The sequence below is a fragment of the Croceicoccus sp. Ery5 genome (assembly GCF_020985325.1).
Taxonomy (GTDB): Bacteria; Pseudomonadota; Alphaproteobacteria; order Sphingomonadales; family Sphingomonadaceae; genus Croceicoccus.
This window is the reverse complement of sequence record NZ_CP087587.1, coordinates 3,090,924-3,108,569: the sequence shown is the minus strand read 5'-3', so window position 1 is coordinate 3,108,569 and position 17,646 is coordinate 3,090,924. Positions and strand designations below refer to the sequence as shown.

Sequence of the window (17,646 nt, the reverse complement as noted above, 5' to 3'; positions counted from 1 at the left end):
CCGGCATGCATCCTGTTCGAGCTTAGTCCGACAGGCCTTGAAACACGAAACGCTGTACGCGGCGGCCGCTGCCGACTTCGGTGGTATATACATTGCCGTGGCTGTCGACATCGACGCTGTGCAGCCAGATGAACTGCCCCGGATAGCGACCGTTGCGGCCAAAGCTGCCGACCACTTCATGCGTGTCGCGCAGCAACACCCAGACGCGGCCGTTCATCATGTCGGCGACATAGACATAGGTTCCATCGGGGCTGAATGCGACATCGCTGGCCGAGCGTGTGCCGCCGGTGCCGGGTGCGATCACGATATCCCTTAAGAATTCGGCCCCGTCCGCGGTTTCGCGGAACAGTTGCAGCCGGTTGTTGCGCCGGTCGCAGACATAGATCGTGCTGTCGGGCCCGCGCACGACGCAGTGCACGATATCGCCGAAGATTTTCGCTTCCGGATTGGCGCCGCCGTCGGCGGTGCTGCTGGCCTGGCTCTGGTCGAAGGGTTCGTCGCGTGTGCCGCCGCCGGGCACGTCGCCATAGGCGCCGAACAGATGGGTCATCGCCAGATCGGCGCCCATGGCCTTATCGATGGCGGCCAATTCCACGATACGTTTGTTGATATAGCCGTCGGCGACCAGCACCGATTCCGCATTGGCGGCGATATCAGCGGGATTGCCAAGGGTTGTGCGCGATCCGTTGCCGCCGGTTTGCCCGCGCGTGCCGAAATGGCGGATATATTTCCCATCGGCGGTAAAGTTCATCACCACGTGATCGCCGTCGCCATTGCCGCCGATCCATACCGTGCCCTTGTCGTCGACATACAGGCCGTGGACATTGGCGGGCCATTGCTCCCCCTCTCCGTCACCGGGGGCGAGATCGGGGCCGCCCCAGCCCGACAGCAGGTTCCCGTCCTGATCGAAGCGCAGCACATGCGGCGGCAGATCGCAGCAGGCGACCGCGATGGGCGGGTCCTGCGCAAGGCCCGATTCGGTCGGGTCGAGCGAATTGGGGCGCGTCAGCACCCAGATATGATCCTGCGCATCGACCGACAGGCCGGGCGACTGGCCCAGGATCATGTCATCGGGCAGGCGCGGCCACGAAGCATCGGCCTTGAACAGTGGCATGGGCACGCTGTCGTCCACCCGTTCGCTGACCACATCGACCAGCGTGTCGGCCATGGCAGGCGGCGGGGCGACCAGCGTTCCGGCAAGGCCCGTGGCGGCGGCAAGCAAAGGCAACAGCGATCGGCGCATCGGTATTCTCCCGTTACAAATCATGCTTTCATGATCATGGTGACGCCCACGACCGCCAGATAGATCCCGAATACCCGCCGCAACAAGGCGGGGCTGAGCCTGTGCGCGGCGGCAACGCCCAGCGGCGCGCTGGTCATGGCAGTGGCGATGATGGCGATGGCGGCGGGCAGGCTGACATGGCCGATCGACAGCGGGGGCAGCCCGGCCTCTCCGAAACCGGTGATGGCATAGCCGATGGCTGCGGGGATAGCGATGATCGCGCCAATGCCCGATGCCGTGCCGATGGCGCGGTGGATGGGCGCGCCGCAGCTTGTCATCGTCAGTGTCGTGATCGTTCCCCCGCCGATACCCAGCAGCGCAGAGATCAGGCCAAGGAATCCCGCCAGCCCCGCGCGGGTCGCGCCGGTGGGCATGGCGCGCGCCAGTTGCTGGCGTTCGGGCCGGACGGGCAACAGGAAATAGGCGGCAAAGGCCAGAACGCCCCCGCCGAAGATCAGCGCCAGCGTTGCGCTGGATGCGAAATCGGCGATCAACGTGCCCAGCACCGTTCCCGCCACGATCCACGGCGCCCAGCCCCTGATAAAGGGCACGTCGACTGCCCCGCGCTTGCCATGCGATTGCACCGATCGCAGCGATGTAAAGATGATCGTCGCCAGCGACGTGCCGATGGCGACATGCATCACCTGATCGGAAGATGTGCCAAGCATCGGCAAGATCAGCGTCAGCGCGGGTACAACGACGAAGCCGCCGCCGATGCCGAACAGCCCCCCTGCAAAACCGGCACCAAGCCCCGCCGCAAGCAGCGCGATATAGGGGAGGAGAGAGAGCACGGTATCGGCCAAGACGGGGCGGATCATAACCGCGTCACGCCCCTCGTCGAGGGGGTAATGTTGCGTCGCAATAAAAACATGTCGCCATCCGATGACAGCGGTGACAGCAGATCGCGGCGGTTACACGATTTCCAGCCGTCCGTTCATGCAGATCGGCTGGCTCAGGATCGAGAAATTGGGAGAGCTGCGCATCACATCCTCGTGAATGGCGCGAAACTGGTCGGGCGTGCCGTCGCCCCCGATGCGGACGGTAAAGTCCAGCTGGCGGTAGCCGGGCGGGATGGCCCGGTCCAGCCGCAGATAGCCGCGCAGGTCGAGCGAGCCGCTGGTATCGATTTCCAGCAGCGACAGCGCGATACCCTGCCGCGAGGCCAGCGCGACATAGCTGACCGCCATGCAGGCGTTCAGCGCGCTGATCAGCAATTCCTGAGGATTGGGCGCACTGTCGCCGCCCAGCAGATCGGTCGGTTCGTCAGAGGCGATTTTGAAACGGCGACTGATCCTTTGTCCGCCCAGTTCGCAGCTTTCCACCATGCTCTCGCTGCGCGTCTGCCCCGTCCAGCGGGTGGCGACGCGAAAGCGCAACTCCGCCATGGCGGGATCGCTTTGCACACCCTCGACAATGCGGCCGAGGCCGGCAAGGTCGAATCCGTTGCGACGCCCGCCGTCATCGTCGCCCCGCCGGAAAGTCGGGATGCCCGATGCGGAAGTTTCGCGGGCGGGTCGGTCCGGATGCGGTGGCGTCATGCTGGTCCTGACATGGATAAGGGGGCCGGAAGGGCGGGGATCGTTTCTAGTTCGGGCGGGAAAGGCTGCCGCTCTTGCGGCGGCTGGCCTGTGCCCCAAGCTCCCTGAATTACGCTTCCCTGAAGTGCGCGATCAGCCGCGCGGATCGGCGGCGCGTGCCAACAGGGGCGCCACATTCGCCCGGCCTTCGGCACAAGGCGGTCCCTTTGGCGCGCTGTGATGCACGGGACCGCGCTGGTTGCTGCCTGTGGTGCAGACAGCGATGCGCGCCGCCTTGTCGTGATTTTGCACCTTTGCGTGCTCGATCTTCACCGGATGATGCTGCGGCCGTGCATGCGCGCTATCGGTGGCCGCGACCAGCGTCAGCATCGCCAGTGCGGCGGAAATACTGGCCGCCAGCAGGCGGGTCTTCATCTGTTCTGCATATGTCATTCTTACTGCTCCGCAATATTCGCTATATGGTTCCCTGACGGTTCTGCCGTCGGGATTGAGGGGATGACGGCGGCGCGGCGCTTTGCGTCAGCACGGGCCGGTTGCCGTCGATGCCATTGTTCTGGCACGCCATTGTGGAACGGGACGTGGGGCGAAGCGTGGTATTTGCCGTTTGAGCGTGGAAATTGTACTTTCCACGCGCTTGTCGCGGCGTGAAAGGGCAGTGGGGCGCGCCATGGAACAGGGTCTCGAACTCACACTGATCGGCCCCATGCGTTTTGCCGCGCATGGGGAGGATATGCCGCTTCCCGCGTCGAAAAAGACGCGCGCGCTGTTGGGCTATCTTGCCGTGGCGGACCGTCCGGTGCGGCGCGACCATCTGATTTCGCTATTGTGGGAAGTGCCCGACGATCCGCGCGGCGCACTGCGCTGGAGCCTGTCGAAACTGCGCCCCTTTACCGATACGGCCGGCGATTGCCGCCTGATCGCCGATCGCGATACGGTGCGCATCGATTGCAGCACGCTGCGGGTGGACTGGCGCATGATGCGCGAGGCGGCGACCGGCGACATCCGCCAGCTTCCGGCAGACAGGCTGGAGCAGATGGCCACGCTGCATGGCGTCTTTATGGAAGGGCTGGAATTGCCCGCATGCGACGGGTTCCAGGCATGGCTGACGGCCATGCGCGAGGAAGTGCGCCGCTGGCAAATCATCCTGCTGCGCGCCGCCACGCAGCGGCAGGACGATCCTGAACAGGCGCTGGACCATGCGCGGCGCTGGTGCACGCTGGACCCGTTCGATGCCATCGCGCGCACCAGCCTGATCGAACTGCTGGACCGCACGGGCCGCCGAGACGAGGCGGCGATGCAGCGCGACAGCGGCATCCGCAAGCTGACCGAGGCGGAGCTGCCGGTCCCGTCCGCGCTGTTTTCCGCGCCGCGCGCGCCGGACAAGGCGGGTGCCGCAGCGCCAGCCCCGCCCGCGCATGTGGCGCCCGCGCCAACCGCCGGCCCGCCGCAACAGGTGCGCTTTTGCTTTGCCGCCGACGGGACCGGCCTGGCATGGTCATCGGTGGGGAACGGGGCACCGCTGGTCAAAACGGCGAACTGGCTGAACCATCTGGAATACGACTGGGACAGCCCCGTCTGGCGGCACTGGATATCGCATTTCGCGGGATACCGCCGCGTCGTGCGTTATGACGAGCGCGGGAATGGCCTTTCGGACTGGGACACGCCCGAAATCAGCTTCGACAGCTTTGTCGACGATCTGGCCAGCGTGGTCGATGCGGCCGGATTGGACCGGTTCGACCTGTTCGGCCTGTCGCAGGGCTGCGCGGTATCGATCGCCTATGCCGTGCGCCATCCCGAACGCGTGCGTTCGCTGGTGCTCTATGGCGGCTATGCGGCGGGTTGGCGCACGCGGGCCAGCGCCGCCGAAATCGCCATGCGCGAGGCAATGGTGACGCTGACGCGCGAGGGGTGGGGGCGCGACAACCCCGCGTTCCGCCAGATGTTTTCCACCCTGTTCTTTCCCAAGGGGGACGGGTCAGAGGTCGAATGGTTCAACGAATTGCAGCGCATCTGCGCCTCGCCCGACAATGCGATCCGGCTGCAGGAGGCGTTCTCGACCATCGATGTGCGCGATCTGCTGACGCAGGTTTCAGTGCCGACACTGGTGCTGCACACCACGCGCGATGCGGTGGTGCCGTTTTCGGCGGGCAAGGAACTGGCCGCGCGCATTCCCGATGCGCAATTCGTGCCGCTCGATTCGGATAACCATCTGCTGTTGGAGAGCGAGCCAGCATGGCATCGCGCGGGCGATGCGCTGCGCGGCTTTCTGGGCACGGAATAGGGGCGCGGCGCGCGCACAGCAAAAAGCGGCGCATTAACGAAAAGATTACCAAGCCGCGCATAGGCTGATGGCCATGTTCGCGCTTGCTCGGAAAAATGCCCGCAACGGGCCGCCCGTGGCCGATGACCGGCCTGTTCCCGCCCAACCGGCGCATGGTCAGGGTGCCGGCGGGACGATGGGCGGTGGCGCGCCGGGGGGCGGGCTGATGCAGCGTCTGGGAATCACCGGCGCGACCACACCCAAGCTTCTGGGCCTGCAATATGCGGCGCTGGCGCGCACGGCGTTCCTGCGCTTTGCGGTTTTCGTGGCCGCGGCGGTCCCCGCGATCACATTCTGGATCGACAGTTCGGGCCTGTTGCTGGCGGGCGGCTGGTTCCTGCTGGTCGTGCTGATCGCGGCGGCCATGCTGCGGATGGAGCGTGGCTTTATCGACGCCGAACGCCGCCAGCTGGCCGCAGAGGAACAGCGTACCCATCTGGCGGTGGTCAGCATTGCGGGCCTGTTGTGGGCGGGCCCCATGCTGGCATTTCCCGATGCGATGGCCAGCGGCAATGCCCCGCAATATGCGGTGATGGCGCTGTTGATCGGCGTCTTCGTGCTGGCGCTGTCCGCCGTGCCGACCGCGGCGATGGTCTTTATCGCGATTTTCGGCGTGGCCGGTGCGATTTCGATGGTGCTGGCGGGCGATTTTGCCGGCACGGTCGCGCAGATCGCCTTTGGCGTCGTCGTCGCGGCTGGGGCCATGGCCCTGTCGCGCCTCTACCTGCGGCTGCGCCTGACAGAGGCGAATCTGGCCGAAAAGCAGGAAACCGTGTCGCTGCTGCTGCACGAGTTCGAGGAAAACTCGGCCGACTGGCTGTGGCAGGTCGATGCATCGCGCCGCGTGCGCGGGGTATCGCCGCGTTTTGCCCATGCGCTGGGACTGGAACCGCGCGAGGCCGATGGCGAACCGCTGCTGCGCCTGATCGCGGGCGAGGGCTGGGATTCGGGCGCGCTGCCGTCATCGCTGCGCGATCTGGCCGAACGGCTGAAGCGGCGCGAGAGTTTTTCCAATATGATGGTGCGCGTGTCGATGAACGGCCGCACCCGCTGGTGGGAATTGTCGGGCACGCCCAAGCATGACGAACATGGCCAGTTCGCCGGTTTCCGCGGCGTGGGTTCCGATGTAACCGAACAGCGCGAAAGCGCCGAGAAAATCGCGCAGCTGGCCCGTTACGACCAGCTGACCGGCCTGCCCAACCGCATGATGCTGACCGAGGCACTGGGGACCGCGCTGCAACGGGCGGAACAATGGCGCACGCGCTGTGCGTTTCTGATGATCGACCTCGACCGGTTCAAGGCGGTCAACGATACTTTGGGCCACCAGATCGGCGACAAGCTGCTGGCACAGGTGTCGCGCCGCCTGCGGGTGCTGATGGGCCAGCATGACACTTGCGGCCGTCTGGGCGGCGACGAATTTGCCGTGGTGATGGCCGATGTGAACGACCGCGAGGCGGTGGACCGCATGTCGCACGCGATCATCGATGTGCTGTCCAAACCCTATGACGTCGATCACCACACGCTTTACGTCGGGGCGTCGGTGGGGTCCGCCGTGGGTCCGCGCGATGCGCGCACGGTGGAAACGCTGATGCGCAACGCCGATCTGGCGCTTTACCGGTCGAAGGACGAGGGCGGCGGCAGCCATTTCGCCTATGAACCGCAGATGCACGCCCATGCGGAAGAACGCCGCAAGCTGGAATTCGCGCTGCGCCACGCGCTGGAGCGGGACGAGCTTGAGCTGAATTTCCAGCCCGTGGTCGATGCGGTGACCGAGGAGATCCTGAGCTTCGAGGCGCTGATGCGCTGGAACAGCGTGGAATTCGGCCGCGTGTCGCCTGCCAAGTTCATCCCCATTGCCGAGGATACGCGCCTGATCGTGCCGATCGGCGAATGGGCCCTGCGCCGCGCCTGTGACGAGGCGGCGCATTGGCCCGGCCATGTGAAGGTGGCGGTAAACGTTTCGGCCGAACAGATGCTGGACGCCAATTTCGCCAGCACGGTCGTTTCGGCTCTTGCCGCAAGCGGGCTGGCGCCCGAACGGCTGGAACTGGAAGTGACCGAATCGATCTTCCTGCGTGACGGCGGCGCGGCGCAATCGACGCTGAACCAGATCCAGTCGCTGGGCTGCAAGGTGGCGCTCGACGATTTCGGCACCGGCTATTCGTCGCTGGGCTATCTGCGCAACAACCGGTTCAGCACGATCAAGATCGACCGCAGCTTCGTGCAGGGCGCGGCCAAGGACAGCCCCGAATCGCTGGCCATCATCCGCGCCGTGGTCGCCATGTGCGATGCACTGGGCATGGAAACGACGGCAGAAGGCGTCGAGAGCGAGCGCGAGCTGGAGCGTATCCGCCAGCTTGGCTGTTCGAAAATTCAGGGCTTTCTGTTCGGCCGCCCCATGGGCGCATTGGAAGCCAATGCGCTGCTGGATCAACGCGCCGAACGCCGCATCGCCTAAGGCACGCACGGGTTCAGCCCATGGCGGGCTGCAAATAGCGGCGGTCTCCGCTTCCGGTGCTCACGTACTGATAGTACGCTGCGCGCCGGTTCTCGAATGCCACCATTTTCGCTCCACCCTGAACTGAACCCGTACGCGCCTTGCAGTTTCTAGGTTTCAGGCAACACATCCGCGCCGAAACCGGCGGGGAGGAGTTGCGAGATCGTCATCTCCAGCACCTCTTCGCCTGTGGCACTGGCCGAGATGACGACGATATCGCGACCCGACAGCGACGCCGCCTCGGCAATGGCCTGACGGCAGCCGCCGCAGGGGGTGATAATGTCCTCCCCCGCTATGGTGCCATTCGAATTTGGTCCGCCGGCCACAGCGACATGGGTAATCCGGCCAAGCCCGAACGCGTGCTGCGCGGCAGTCAGCGCCGATTGTTCGGCGCACAGGCCCAGCCGGTAACAGGCGTTTTCCATGTTCGCGCCGGTCACGACCGAGCCGTCCTCGGCCATGACCGCGCAGCCAACGTGAAAGCGCGAATAGGGGGCGTGCGCCTTTGCCGCTGCCTCGCGCGCCAGTGCGATCAGCCGGTCGCGGGTTTTGTCGTCCATCGGGTCCTACTCTGCAGGTTTGGCAATCGGGACCGCTTCCTTGAACGTGTGGGTGACATAGGGGAAGGGGATTTCGATGCCCGCCGCATCCAGCGCCTTCTTGATCGAGCGGACGACATCGCTCTTCGTCTCGCGCCTGTCGCGCGGGCGCGCGTCGGACCACCACTGGACCAGAAAATCGACCGAGCTTGCGCCATAGGACCATGCAAAGACGCTGACCGGCTTGTCGGTGTCGATCGCCTCGATCCCGTCCATCGCGCCGCGGATCACGTCCATCGCATGGTCGAGATCGGTGTCATAGGAAACGCCGACGGTCAGCTCGTCCCGGCGGATATGCGCGTCGGTCAGGATCTGCACGGGGTTCTTGAACAGCGCCGCATTGGGCATGATCGTCAGCTCGTTCGAAAGCTGGCGGATGTGGGTTTCGCGCAGGCTGATATGCTCGACCTTGCCCAGCACGCCCTCAACCTCGATCACGTCGCCGATATTCATATTCTCGCGCAGCATGATCAGAACGCCGGCAAGGAAGTTTTCGAAAATATCCTGAAACGCAAAGCCGATGGCGACGGTGCCAAGGCCAAGGCCCGCGATCACGCCGCCGGGTTCAAGGCCGGGCAATACGACGGTGGCGGCGATCATCAGCCCCACGATCCACACGCCGACGCGGGTCACGGTGGCGATCAGATTGCGCAGGCTTTCGCGCAGGTTCGCGCGCTGCGACAGCTTGTTGGTGATGCGAACGGCGACCTTGGCGACAAGCCATGTCACCAGTATCAGCACCAGCCCGATGGCAAGGCTGGGCAGCGATGCCACCAGCCCCTGGGCCATCGACATCAGTTCTTTTTCGATCGTCGCTACATAATCCATGGGAATCCTGAAATTTGCCTGGCGGGAGAGATTGCTTGCCGAATGGGAGCGGCGGAGGGGCGGATCGGTTCCCGAAACGGGCCGGAATCCATCGTCCTGTCGCATAACAAGCGCATGGCGGGGGATGCAATGGTGGGTGTCCGTGGTCCGATCTCAGGGCAGACCCTTGCCTTCGGGCGCGGGTCGGGTCAGGGGCAGATCATTGCATCGAACCGGTTCACGCCTTCCGCACAGGAGCATTCACAGCATGATCGACCGCCGCACATTCCGCCGCAGCCTGTGCGCCATCGCCGCCATGGCGGGCGCGCTATGCGCCAGCCAGCCCGCGCTGGCATGGGGCGCGAACGGGCATCGCATCGTGGGCGATATCGCGCAGCGCTATCTCTCACCGCAGGCCCATGCCGCCATGCTGGAAATTCTGGGAACGGAAACCTTGGCAGAGGCAGGGCCCTGGCCCGATTTCATGCGGTCGGACCCCAGCGAATACTGGCAGAAGACGGCCAGCCCGTGGCATTATGTCACCGTTCCCGACGGCGAACATTACCACGAAGCGCCGCCGCAGGGCGATTCGGTCACCGCGCTGGCGGGCTTTGCCGAAACCCTGCGCGATCCCGATGCCAGCCTTGCCGACAAGCAGGCCGCGCTGCGCTTTATCGTGCATATCGTGGGCGATCTGCAGCAGCCGCTTCACGCGGGCAATGGCAACGATCGCGGCGGCAATGACGTGCAGGTGACATGGTTCGGCAAAGCGATGAACCTGCATGCCTTGTGGGATTATGCCCTGCTCGACAGTCAGGAATTGTCATACAGCGAATATGCCGAATGGCTGAACGGCAATCTGACGCCGCAGGAAATGCGCGACTGGGCCAGCCCCGATCCGCAGGTGTGGATCGCCGACAGCGCGGCGGTGCGGCCCGGCCTGTATCCCGCCGATCCCAAGCTGGGGTATGAATATAACTACAAGTTCAAAGGCTTGATGGAAGAGCGCCTGCAAAAGGGCGGCTTGCGACTGGCGGCCTATCTGAACAAGGTTTTCGCGCCGGAATGAAACTTGCCCCGGAGCAGCGCCTAACCGCGCTGCTCCATCCATTTCGCGAAGCGCACCAGCGCAGAGATAAGAAAAGGCACCAGTACAATAGATAGCACTACCTTCGAGAGCGCCTGGCCCACGATAAGATCGAACAGCGGACGCTGGCCAAAAAATCCGACAGTAATAAAAATCACCGTGTCGATCACTTGCGAAATGATCGAGGCGATGGCCCCGCGCACTGTCAGCGGGATCAACGTGAAACGTGCAAGACGAGAGAAGATGAGCACATTCAATGTCATGGAGATGCCATAGGCAAGTATACCGGCCAGCCAAAGTTGCCATGTCTGACCAAGTACGATCGGAAAGGCTTCTTTTGCCGGTTCCCACATATCTTCGTCGGTAGGAAGCGTCAGCACTACGGCCGTCAGTGCCATTGCACCAATCAGCGGCACGAAGCCGAAGCGCACCATCTGCGTCGCGGTCTTTTGCCCGTAAAGCTGTGCCACGCTGCTGGAGATCGAAACGAGCAGCAGGAAGGGGAAAATCCCCGCCTCTACCGCCAGCGGCCCCAGTGCCACCTGTTTTGCGCCCAACACGCCCGCGATGCAGGTCATCCCGCCATAGAACAGGGCGTAGAGGAACAGGGGTTTGGGATATTGGGGCGAAAGGTCGATTTCGCGGGTCGCGGTCTCTATCATGGCGGGACACTAGCGGAAAATGCGCCCGGGGGAAGCGGGCGGCAGTCGATAGCCCACAATCAACCGGTTCGCCCTATCATGGTTCTGGCAATCATGGTTCTGGCGGCGCGATCTGCTTGAGCATCGGCGCAGCTTGTAGCAATAGGGTCGGATAAACGCCTTTTTCCCGCTGCTGCCGGTATCTCTCCTTCATGCAAACACCTTTCGTGAGCCTTTTGGGCATCGCCCTTATCCTGCTGATCGCCTTTGGCCTGTCGAACAACCGGCGCGGAATCAGGTTGCGCATCGTCGGCGCGGCATTTGCATTGCAGACGGTGATGGCGTTGCTGGTGCTGCGCACGCCATGGGGCGCTGCCGTGATCGCGGCGATGGCGCGCGGCGTATCGAACCTGCTGGGCTATGCGGCAGAGGGGACGAATTTCATCTTCGGTCCGCTGGCCAGCCCCGAGATCGGCGGCAACAGCTTTGCCATTGCGGCGCTGACGGTGATCATCTTTTTCGCCAGCCTTGTTTCGGTCCTGTATTATCTGGGCGTGATGCAGCTGATCATCCGCTGGGTCGGCGGCGCGATCGGCTGGGTCACGGGGATCAGCCGGGTCGAATCGCTGGCGGCGGCGGCCAATATCTTCGTCGGCCAGTCGGAAAGCCCGCTGGTGGTGCGCCCCTATCTGGCGGGGCTGGCGCCGTCGCGACTGTTCACGCTGATGGCAGTGGGCATGGCGGGCGTGGCAGGGACGATCCTTGCCGCCTATGCCAGCCTGCTGGGCGAACAATATCTGCCCTATCTGCTGGCTGCCGCCTTTATGAGCGCGCCGGGCGGTATTCTGATGGCCAAGATCATCATGCCCGATCCCAAGGAGCCTTCGGCCTCCGCAGAGGGCGAGGTGGATTTGCCCGAAAGCCGCCGCAGCGGCGAGGGGCCGGCAGCGCTGTTGCCCGAAGGCGGGCGCGATTCGGCGGAAACCGCCGACGATATTCCCGACGCCCATGATGACGAGGAAAAGCCTGCCAATGTGATCATGGCTGCCGCGCAAGGCGCGCAGACAGGCGTGAAGCTGGCCGTGGCGGTGGGCGCGATGGTGCTATCCTTCGTGGCGCTGGTGGCATTGGCCAACGGGCTGTTGTCAGGCGCGGGCGAGCTGGTGGGCGTCGAAGGGCTGACCTTCCAGTCGGTGCTGGGCTGGATATTCTCGCCCGTCATGTTCCTGCTGGGCATCCCCTGGAACGAGGCGCAGGTGGCGGGCGGATTGTTCGGCACCAAGATCGTGCTGAACGAATTCGTCGCCTTTATCGAACTGGGCGGATACGGACCCGACGTGCTCAGCCCGCGCAGCCGCGCCATCGTCACCTTTTCGCTTTGCGGTTTCGCCAATGTGGCATCGATCGCCATCCAGATCGCGGTGATCGGCGGTCTTGCGCCCAACCAGCGGCCCGTGGTCGCGCGGCTGGGGCCCAAGGCGCTGGCAGCCGGTTCGCTGTCGAACCTGATGAGCGCGGCACTGGCGGGACTCATGTTGCCGATGTAAGGGCGCACCCATGACCGACACTATCGCACATGTTTCGCTGACCCAGCCGGTGGACACGCTGGCCGAAGAACTGGGCCGCAGCTTTTCCGAATTCGGCTTCGCCGTCATATCGGACCACGGCATCGATCAGGACCTGATCGCCCGGGCCGAACGGTTGAGCCGCGAATTCTTTGCCCTGTCCGAAGATACCAAGCGCGCCTATTTCATCGAAGGCGGCGGCGGCGCGCGGGGTTATACGCCCTATCGCACCGAAAAGGCGGTGGGTTACGATACCACCGATCTGAAAGAGTTCTGGCATGTCGGGCGCACTCTGCCCGATGGCGATCCGCTGGCCGAATTCATGCCCGCCAACGTCTGGCCCGCCGAGCTTCCCGAATTCCGCGAGGTGTACGAGGCGCTCTATGCCGAGTTCGACAAGGCGGGGCTGAAAATCCTGTCGGCCATCGCGATTCACCTGGGTCTGGCGCCCGACTGGTTCGATGCCACGGTGGATCAGGGCAATTCGGTGCTGCGCCTGTTGCATTATCCGCCGGTAGAAAACGCCGAAGGCGCGGTGCGCGCGGCTCCGCATGGCGATATCAATACGATCACCCTGCTGTTGGGCGCGGAAGAGGCGGGTCTGGAACTGCTGTCGCAGCAGGGCGAATGGATTCCCGTATCGCCCCCGCCGGGCGCGCTGGCAGTGAATATCGGCGATATGCTGTCGCGCCTGACGAACGACAGGCTCCGCTCGACCATCCACCGCGTCGTCAATCCCAAGGGTGAGGCATCGCGGCGCAGCCGGTTTTCGATGCCGTTCTTCCTGCATTTCCGGCCCGATTTCGTCATCGAGACGCTGCCGCAATGCGTCGATGCGGAACATCCGGACCAGTATGAACCCCTGTCGAGCCACGATTTCCTGATGCAGCGGCTGCGCGAGATCAATCTGACGAAATAGAGCCTGACCAAATAGAGCGCATCACTCCGTCAGGAATCGCGCCTTGGACAGGCATTCGCGCCATTCGTCCGCTCCGTCGCTGTCGGCCACTATGCCCGACCCGACTCCGAATGTCGCGCGCCCGTCCACGGTCAGCCGCAGGGTGCGGATCGCCACGTTGAAACAGGCGCCTTCGGCGTCCATCTGCCCGATCGCCCCGCAATAGGGGCCGCGCTGCCAGCCTCCGTCAGTCCCGCCTTCGACCGCATCGATAAGCTCCATCGCGCGCAGTTTGGGCGCGCCGGTGATCGATCCGCAAGGGAACATCGCCCCGAACAGAGCCGCCGCATCGAAACTGGCCGCCAGCGTGGCACGCACCGTGCTCGTCATCTGGAACACGGTGGGATAGGCCTCGATACGGAACGGCTGCTCGACGCGCACCGATCCCGGTACGGCAAGACGCGACAGATCGTTGCGCATCAGATCGGTGATCATCAGGTTTTCGGCGCGGTCCTTGCGGCTGGCGGCAAGATCACTGGCAAATGCGCGGTCTTGTTCCGCATCGGCGCTTCGCGGGCGAGTGCCCTTCATCGGGCGGGTTTCGATCTCTGTGCCGTGCGCGCGAAAGAACAATTCGGGCGAGAAGCTGAGCAGCCATTGCAGCCCGTCGAAAACCAGCGCGCCGAACCGCGCCGCGGCGCGCGGACGGATCGCGCGATAGATCGCCAGAGGATCGCCCTGCCATGTGCCCGCGAGCGCAATGGTCAGGTTCGCCTGATAGATGTCGCCCGCGCGGATCGCCTCGATGATGTTGTCGAACCGCGCGAGATAGGCGTCGCGGCCTATCACCGGCTGCATCGCGCCCAATGCGCCCCCGCCATCGCCGTGCCGTGCCAGCCAGCCATCGACATCGCTGACCGGCATGGCGGTCACGCGGTCGAACGCGCCCATCCACATCAGCGGCCCGGCGGACGGACGGCGCAGCGGTGCGAGCCGCGGGTCTAGCGCAAAGCCCGCGTCATAGCCGATCCAGCCCGCGATCCGCTCTCCCGCCTGACGCATGGATTCCAGCCTTTGCAACGCGGCCGGAATATCGCCGTGGTCGCAAGGGGCCAGCATGTCGCGCGCGCCTTCGAACAGGCGGGCGGTGCCGGTTTCCAGATCCTCTATCAGTGCAAAGGGAGAGGGCATGGCCGCGTTTAACCGAGCCGCCCGTTACGGGCAAAGGGGAAGATCATGCACCACCGGACCGTGCCCCTTGCGATGCCGATTGACGGTCCGGCGAAAATCTGCCAACCGCCTGCTCCGCTTTGAAGCTTGGCTTCGCGGGTGTAGCTCAATGGTAGAGCAGCAGCTTCCCAAGCTGACGACGAGGGTTCGATTCCCTTCACCCGCTCCAGCGCCGGCCCTTTGGCCCGCGCATGGCACGCGGGCCTTTCGCCGATCAGCGGATCGGGCAATCCGGGCTGAGCCGGAAATTCAGGTAATTATCGACCGAACGCATCAGATCGTCGAATTCATGTTCGAAGAAATGGTTGGCGCGCGGAATCTCGTCATGGTGGATCGTGATGTGTTTTTGCGTGCGCAGCTTGTCGACCAGCTTTTGCACCGCGTTCGGCGTCACCACCGTATCGGCCGCGCCCTGAATGATGATGCCGCTGGCAGGACAAGGCGCCAGGAACGAGAAATCATACATATTCGCGGGCGGCGCGATAGAGATGAAGCCGCGGATTTCCGGCCTGCGCATCAGCAATTGCATGCCGATCAGCGCACCGAACGATACGCCCGCCACCCAGGTGACCTGCGCTTCGGGGTGGATCGTCTGCACCCAGTCCAGCGCGGCGGCGGCGTCGGACAACTCGCCGATGCCATTGTCGAAACTGCCCTGGCTGCGCCCTACGCCGCGAAAATTGAAGCGTAGAACGGCAAAGCCGCGCGCGGCGAAATCCTTGTACAGCGCCTGCGTGATCCGCTCGTTCATCGTGCCGCCGCCTTGCGGGTGCGGGTGCAGAATCAGCGCCAGCGGAGCGCGCGGACGCGGCGCGGGGTGGTAGCGGCCTTCGAGGCGGCCTTCGGGTCCGGGAAAAATAACGGAAGGCATCGGTGGAATTGGCACCTGTTGCTGCCCTGTATCGGGCCGAACGGCCCACAGGGGTGTGATCTGAAATTTCAGCCTATATAGATAGGGATTGCAAGAGCGCAATCTTGCGCTTGCATGGCGTGCCGATCCGCTACGCCCTTTCTGATGACGAGGTTCCCGCTGAATTCCACCTATCTCGATCATGCCGCCAGCGCCCCGCTTTTGCCGCAAGCGCGCGAGGCGATGCTGGAAGGTCTGGCGCTGGACGCCAATCCGTCGAGCCCGCATCGCGCCGGCCGCGCGGCCAGGGCGGCGCTGGAAGATGCGCGGGCGCGGGTGAAAACGGCCCTGGGGTGGAGCGGCGAGGTGATCTTTACCAGCGGCGCGAGCGAGGCGCTGGAAATCGCGCTGACCCGCAGCCACGCGGCGCGGCGGATGATTTCGGCGGTGGAGCACGAAGCTGTTTCGCGCCATGTGCCGGGGGCGGCAATATTGCCGGTGGGGCCGGACGGTCTGGTTGATCCTGCGGCTATCGGTGATTGCACCGATACTCTGGTCGCGGTGCAGCAGGTGAACAACGAAACCGGCGTCATCCAGCCCATCGCCGCGATCTACGATGCGGTGCACGCGTCGGGCGGGTTGTTGCTGGCCGATTGTGCGCAAGGGGCAGGCAAGATCGCGCTGCCGCCCGCGGGACTGGCATGCGACATGGCGGTGATCAGCGCGCACAAGTTCGGCGGACCGATGGGCATCGGCGCGCTGTTGCTGCGCGATCTCGGCCTGATTGCGCCGACCGGCGGGCAGGAACGCGGCTATCGCGGCGGCACGGAAAATGTCGCGGGCGCGATGGCGATGGCGGCCGCGCTGGAAGCGGGCGATGACTGGATGGCAGGGGCCGCGCGGCTGCGCGCACGGCTTGAAGATGCGATGATCGATGCGGGCGGTGAAGTGATCGCCGCTGCCTCGCCCCGGATCGCGACAATCGGCTCCTATCGCCTGCCGGGGCTGGCAAGCATGGTGCAACTGATCCGGCTGGACGGTGCGGGCATTGCGGTTTCGGCAGGCAGCGCCTGTTCGTCGGGATCGCTGAAGCCCAGCCGCGTGCTGATGGCACTGGGCCTTGACGAAAAGGCGGCGGGCGAAGTGATCCGCGTGTCGATCGGGCGCGAGACGGGTGAAGCGGACATCGATGCTTTTCTGGCCGTCTGGCGCGATCTGGCGGCACAGGCCGGTTCGGGCACATGATCTACCTCGATTATCAGGCGACGACTCCGCTTGCGCCCGAAGCGCGCGAGGCGATGCTGCGCTGGCTGGACGGGCCGGGCGGCACGGGTTTCGGCAATCCGCACAGCCCGCACCGTTATGGCAGGCAGGCCGAAGCGGCGGTCGAGCTGGCGCGCGAGCGCGTGGCCGCGCTGTTTCCGGCGGGCGGGCGCGTGATCTTTACCGGCACCGCGACCGAGGCGCTGAACATGGCGCTGCTGGGCAATGCACAGGCGCGCGCGGGCAAGGCTGCTGCCGTCAGCGCGATCGAGCATAGCGCGGTGTACGAAACAGCCGAAAGGCTGGCGGGGGGCATGCATGTGCTGCAGGTCGGGCAGGACGGATTGCTGACCCGCATCAACGCGCTGCCCGAGGGGACGGGCGTCGTTGCCGTGATGCAGGTGAATAATGAAATCGGCACGATCCAGCCTATGACCGAGGTGGCAGAGCTGGCCAGACGGGCAAATGCCTTTCTGGTCTGCGATGCGGTGCAGGCGGCGGGCAGGCTCCCCATTGCCATGGCCGATGCCATCGCGATCAGCGCGCACAAGCTGCACGGTCCCAAGGGCATCGGCGCGCTGTGGCTGGGTGAAGGGGTGGAGATCGATCCGCTGGTCACCGGCGGCGGGCAGGAATATGGTCTGCGTTCGGGCACGCTCAGCCCCGCGCTGATCGCGGGGTTTGGCGCGGCTGCGAAACTGGCGATGGAGCGGATGGAGGAAGACGCCGCCCATGTCGAAGCCCTGTGGCACCGCGCGCGCGATTTGTTTGACGGCTGGACGCTGAACGGCCGCGCCGATGCGCGCTGGCGCGGCAATCTGAGCCTGCGGAAGGACGGTCTGGATGTCGCCCGATTGATGAGCGAGGCACGCAATGTGGCTTTTTCGGCGGGGTCGGCCTGCGCATCGGGGTCGGGTAAGCCCAGCCGGGTCTTGCAGGCGATCGGTTTGCCTGCCAATCTGGCAAAAAACACGATACGGCTGGGATTTGGCCGATATTCTACCGGAGAGGAGCTGGAGGAAGCCGCGGCTGCAATCAATGCGGCTGCGCAAGCGCAAGGTGCTTGATT

General features: G+C 64.6%; 16 protein-coding genes and 1 tRNA gene. 8 read left to right on the top strand and 9 right to left on the bottom strand.

Annotation, left to right across the window (positions count from 1 at the left end):
* Positions 1-22: 22 nt before the first annotated feature.
* The 4 genes from LOZ74_RS14870 to LOZ74_RS14855 all read right to left on the bottom strand — a co-directional run bounded on the left by LOZ74_RS14870 (position 23) and on the right by LOZ74_RS14855 (position 3,252).
* Entirely contained in the window at positions 23-1,243 is a 1,221-nt protein-coding gene (locus tag LOZ74_RS14870; RefSeq protein ID WP_230291814.1) for a hypothetical protein, read from the bottom strand.
* Positions 1,244-1,263: 20 nt separating this feature from the next.
* A complete protein-coding gene (locus LOZ74_RS14865) occupies positions 1,264-2,100 on the bottom strand; it encodes a sulfite exporter TauE/SafE family protein (protein WP_230291813.1) in 837 nt (278 codons plus the stop codon).
* Positions 2,101-2,193: 93 nt separating this feature from the next.
* Positions 2,194-2,820 carry an OsmC family protein gene (locus LOZ74_RS14860; protein WP_230291812.1) on the bottom strand — a complete coding sequence of 209 codons (627 nt, stop codon included), beginning with the start codon at positions 2,818-2,820 and terminating at the stop codon, positions 2,194-2,196.
* A gap of 132 nt (positions 2,821-2,952) precedes the next feature.
* Positions 2,953-3,252: a hypothetical protein gene (locus tag LOZ74_RS14855; RefSeq protein WP_230291811.1), complete on the bottom strand. Its 300-nt coding sequence runs from the start codon at positions 3,250-3,252 to the stop codon at positions 2,953-2,955.
* Between the two features lie 235 nt (positions 3,253-3,487).
* On the opposite strand from LOZ74_RS14855, the gene LOZ74_RS14850 reads away from it, so the two are divergent.
* Positions 3,488-5,101 (top strand): alpha/beta hydrolase, encoded by a 1,614-nt coding sequence (locus LOZ74_RS14850; protein WP_230291810.1) that lies wholly within the window; start codon positions 3,488-3,490, stop codon positions 5,099-5,101.
* A gap of 67 nt (positions 5,102-5,168) precedes the next feature.
* Entirely contained in the window at positions 5,169-7,598 is a 2,430-nt protein-coding gene (locus LOZ74_RS14845; RefSeq protein WP_230291809.1) for a bifunctional diguanylate cyclase/phosphodiesterase, read from the top strand.
* Positions 7,599-7,747: 149 nt separating this feature from the next.
* Here LOZ74_RS14845 and LOZ74_RS14840 read toward each other — a convergent pair whose 3' ends face one another.
* Positions 7,748-8,197 (bottom strand): cytidine deaminase, encoded by a 450-nt coding sequence (locus tag LOZ74_RS14840; RefSeq protein ID WP_230291808.1) that lies wholly within the window; start codon positions 8,195-8,197, stop codon positions 7,748-7,750.
* Between the two features lie 6 nt (positions 8,198-8,203).
* Positions 8,204-9,064, bottom strand: coding sequence for a mechanosensitive ion channel family protein (locus LOZ74_RS14835; RefSeq protein WP_230291807.1), 861 nt, complete (start codon positions 9,062-9,064; stop codon positions 8,204-8,206).
* Between the two features lie 247 nt (positions 9,065-9,311).
* Here LOZ74_RS14835 and LOZ74_RS14830 point away from each other — a divergent pair, with 247 nt between their 5' ends.
* The gene (locus tag LOZ74_RS14830) at positions 9,312-10,112 is read left to right on the top strand and encodes a S1/P1 nuclease (protein WP_230291806.1); all 801 of its coding nucleotides are present in this window, start codon (positions 9,312-9,314) and stop codon (positions 10,110-10,112) included.
* 20 nt (positions 10,113-10,132) lie between these two features.
* Here the strand turns inward: LOZ74_RS14830 and LOZ74_RS14825 are convergent, their stop codons facing one another.
* A complete protein-coding gene (locus LOZ74_RS14825) occupies positions 10,133-10,792 on the bottom strand; it encodes a queuosine precursor transporter (protein ID WP_230291805.1) in 660 nt (219 codons plus the stop codon).
* Between the two features lie 191 nt (positions 10,793-10,983).
* On the opposite strand from LOZ74_RS14825, the gene LOZ74_RS14820 reads away from it, so the two are divergent.
* Together LOZ74_RS14820 and LOZ74_RS14815 are read left to right on the top strand one after the other, a co-directional pair.
* Positions 10,984-12,318: a NupC/NupG family nucleoside CNT transporter gene (locus LOZ74_RS14820; protein WP_230291804.1), complete on the top strand. Its 1,335-nt coding sequence runs from the start codon at positions 10,984-10,986 to the stop codon at positions 12,316-12,318.
* Between the two features lie 10 nt (positions 12,319-12,328).
* The gene (locus tag LOZ74_RS14815; RefSeq protein ID WP_230291803.1) at positions 12,329-13,255 is read left to right on the top strand and encodes an isopenicillin N synthase family oxygenase; all 927 of its coding nucleotides are present in this window, start codon (positions 12,329-12,331) and stop codon (positions 13,253-13,255) included.
* Between the two features lie 21 nt (positions 13,256-13,276).
* Here the strand turns inward: LOZ74_RS14815 and pabB are convergent, their stop codons facing one another.
* Positions 13,277-14,425 (bottom strand): aminodeoxychorismate synthase component I, encoded by a 1,149-nt coding sequence (gene pabB / locus LOZ74_RS14810; RefSeq protein WP_230291802.1) that lies wholly within the window; start codon positions 14,423-14,425, stop codon positions 13,277-13,279.
* 134 nt (positions 14,426-14,559) lie between these two features.
* Between pabB and LOZ74_RS14805 the strand changes: the two genes are divergently transcribed.
* A tRNA-Gly gene (locus tag LOZ74_RS14805) sits at positions 14,560-14,633 on the top strand.
* Positions 14,634-14,678: 45 nt separating this feature from the next.
* Here LOZ74_RS14805 and LOZ74_RS14800 read toward each other — a convergent pair.
* Entirely contained in the window at positions 14,679-15,335 is a 657-nt protein-coding gene (locus LOZ74_RS14800; protein ID WP_230280095.1) for an alpha/beta hydrolase, read from the bottom strand.
* 144 nt (positions 15,336-15,479) lie between these two features.
* Here LOZ74_RS14800 and LOZ74_RS14795 point away from each other — a divergent pair, with 144 nt between their 5' ends.
* Both LOZ74_RS14795 and LOZ74_RS14790 read left to right on the top strand, forming a co-directional pair.
* Positions 15,480-16,559 carry a cysteine desulfurase family protein gene (locus tag LOZ74_RS14795; protein WP_230291801.1) on the top strand — a complete coding sequence of 360 codons (1,080 nt, stop codon included), beginning with the start codon at positions 15,480-15,482 and terminating at the stop codon, positions 16,557-16,559.
* Entirely contained in the window at positions 16,556-17,644 is a 1,089-nt protein-coding gene (locus tag LOZ74_RS14790; protein ID WP_230291800.1) for a cysteine desulfurase family protein, read from the top strand. Before LOZ74_RS14795 ends, LOZ74_RS14790 begins: the two co-directional genes overlap by 4 nt.
* Positions 17,645-17,646: the final 2 nt, after the last annotated feature.

Bases quoted from the DNA above. Each gene is read 5' to 3' on its own strand.
- LOZ74_RS14815 (WP_230291803.1), top strand. From the start codon at position 12,329: ATGACCGACACTATCGCACATGTTTCGCTGACCCAGCCGGTGGACACG.
- pabB (WP_230291802.1), bottom strand. From the start codon at position 14,425: ATGCCCTCTCCCTTTGCACTGATAGAGGATCTGGAAACCGGCACCGCC.
- LOZ74_RS14820 (WP_230291804.1), top strand. From the start codon at position 10,984: ATGCAAACACCTTTCGTGAGCCTTTTGGGCATCGCCCTTATCCTGCTG.
- LOZ74_RS14790 (WP_230291800.1), top strand. From the start codon at position 16,556: ATGATCTACCTCGATTATCAGGCGACGACTCCGCTTGCGCCCGAAGCG.
- LOZ74_RS14845 (WP_230291809.1), top strand. From the start codon at position 5,169: ATGGCCATGTTCGCGCTTGCTCGGAAAAATGCCCGCAACGGGCCGCCC.
- LOZ74_RS14830 (WP_230291806.1), top strand. From the start codon at position 9,312: ATGATCGACCGCCGCACATTCCGCCGCAGCCTGTGCGCCATCGCCGCC.
- LOZ74_RS14850 (WP_230291810.1), top strand. From the start codon at position 3,488: ATGGAACAGGGTCTCGAACTCACACTGATCGGCCCCATGCGTTTTGCC.
- LOZ74_RS14835 (WP_230291807.1), bottom strand. From the start codon at position 9,064: ATGGATTATGTAGCGACGATCGAAAAAGAACTGATGTCGATGGCCCAG.
- LOZ74_RS14855 (WP_230291811.1), bottom strand. From the start codon at position 3,252: ATGACATATGCAGAACAGATGAAGACCCGCCTGCTGGCGGCCAGTATT.
- LOZ74_RS14860 (WP_230291812.1), bottom strand. From the start codon at position 2,820: ATGACGCCACCGCATCCGGACCGACCCGCCCGCGAAACTTCCGCATCG.
- LOZ74_RS14800 (WP_230280095.1), bottom strand. From the start codon at position 15,335: ATGCCTTCCGTTATTTTTCCCGGACCCGAAGGCCGCCTCGAAGGCCGC.
- LOZ74_RS14865 (WP_230291813.1), bottom strand. From the start codon at position 2,100: ATGATCCGCCCCGTCTTGGCCGATACCGTGCTCTCTCTCCTCCCCTAT.
- LOZ74_RS14840 (WP_230291808.1), bottom strand. From the start codon at position 8,197: ATGGACGACAAAACCCGCGACCGGCTGATCGCACTGGCGCGCGAGGCA.
- LOZ74_RS14870 (WP_230291814.1), bottom strand. From the start codon at position 1,243: ATGCGCCGATCGCTGTTGCCTTTGCTTGCCGCCGCCACGGGCCTTGCC.
- LOZ74_RS14795 (WP_230291801.1), top strand. From the start codon at position 15,480: ATGACGAGGTTCCCGCTGAATTCCACCTATCTCGATCATGCCGCCAGC.
- LOZ74_RS14825 (WP_230291805.1), bottom strand. From the start codon at position 10,792: ATGATAGAGACCGCGACCCGCGAAATCGACCTTTCGCCCCAATATCCC.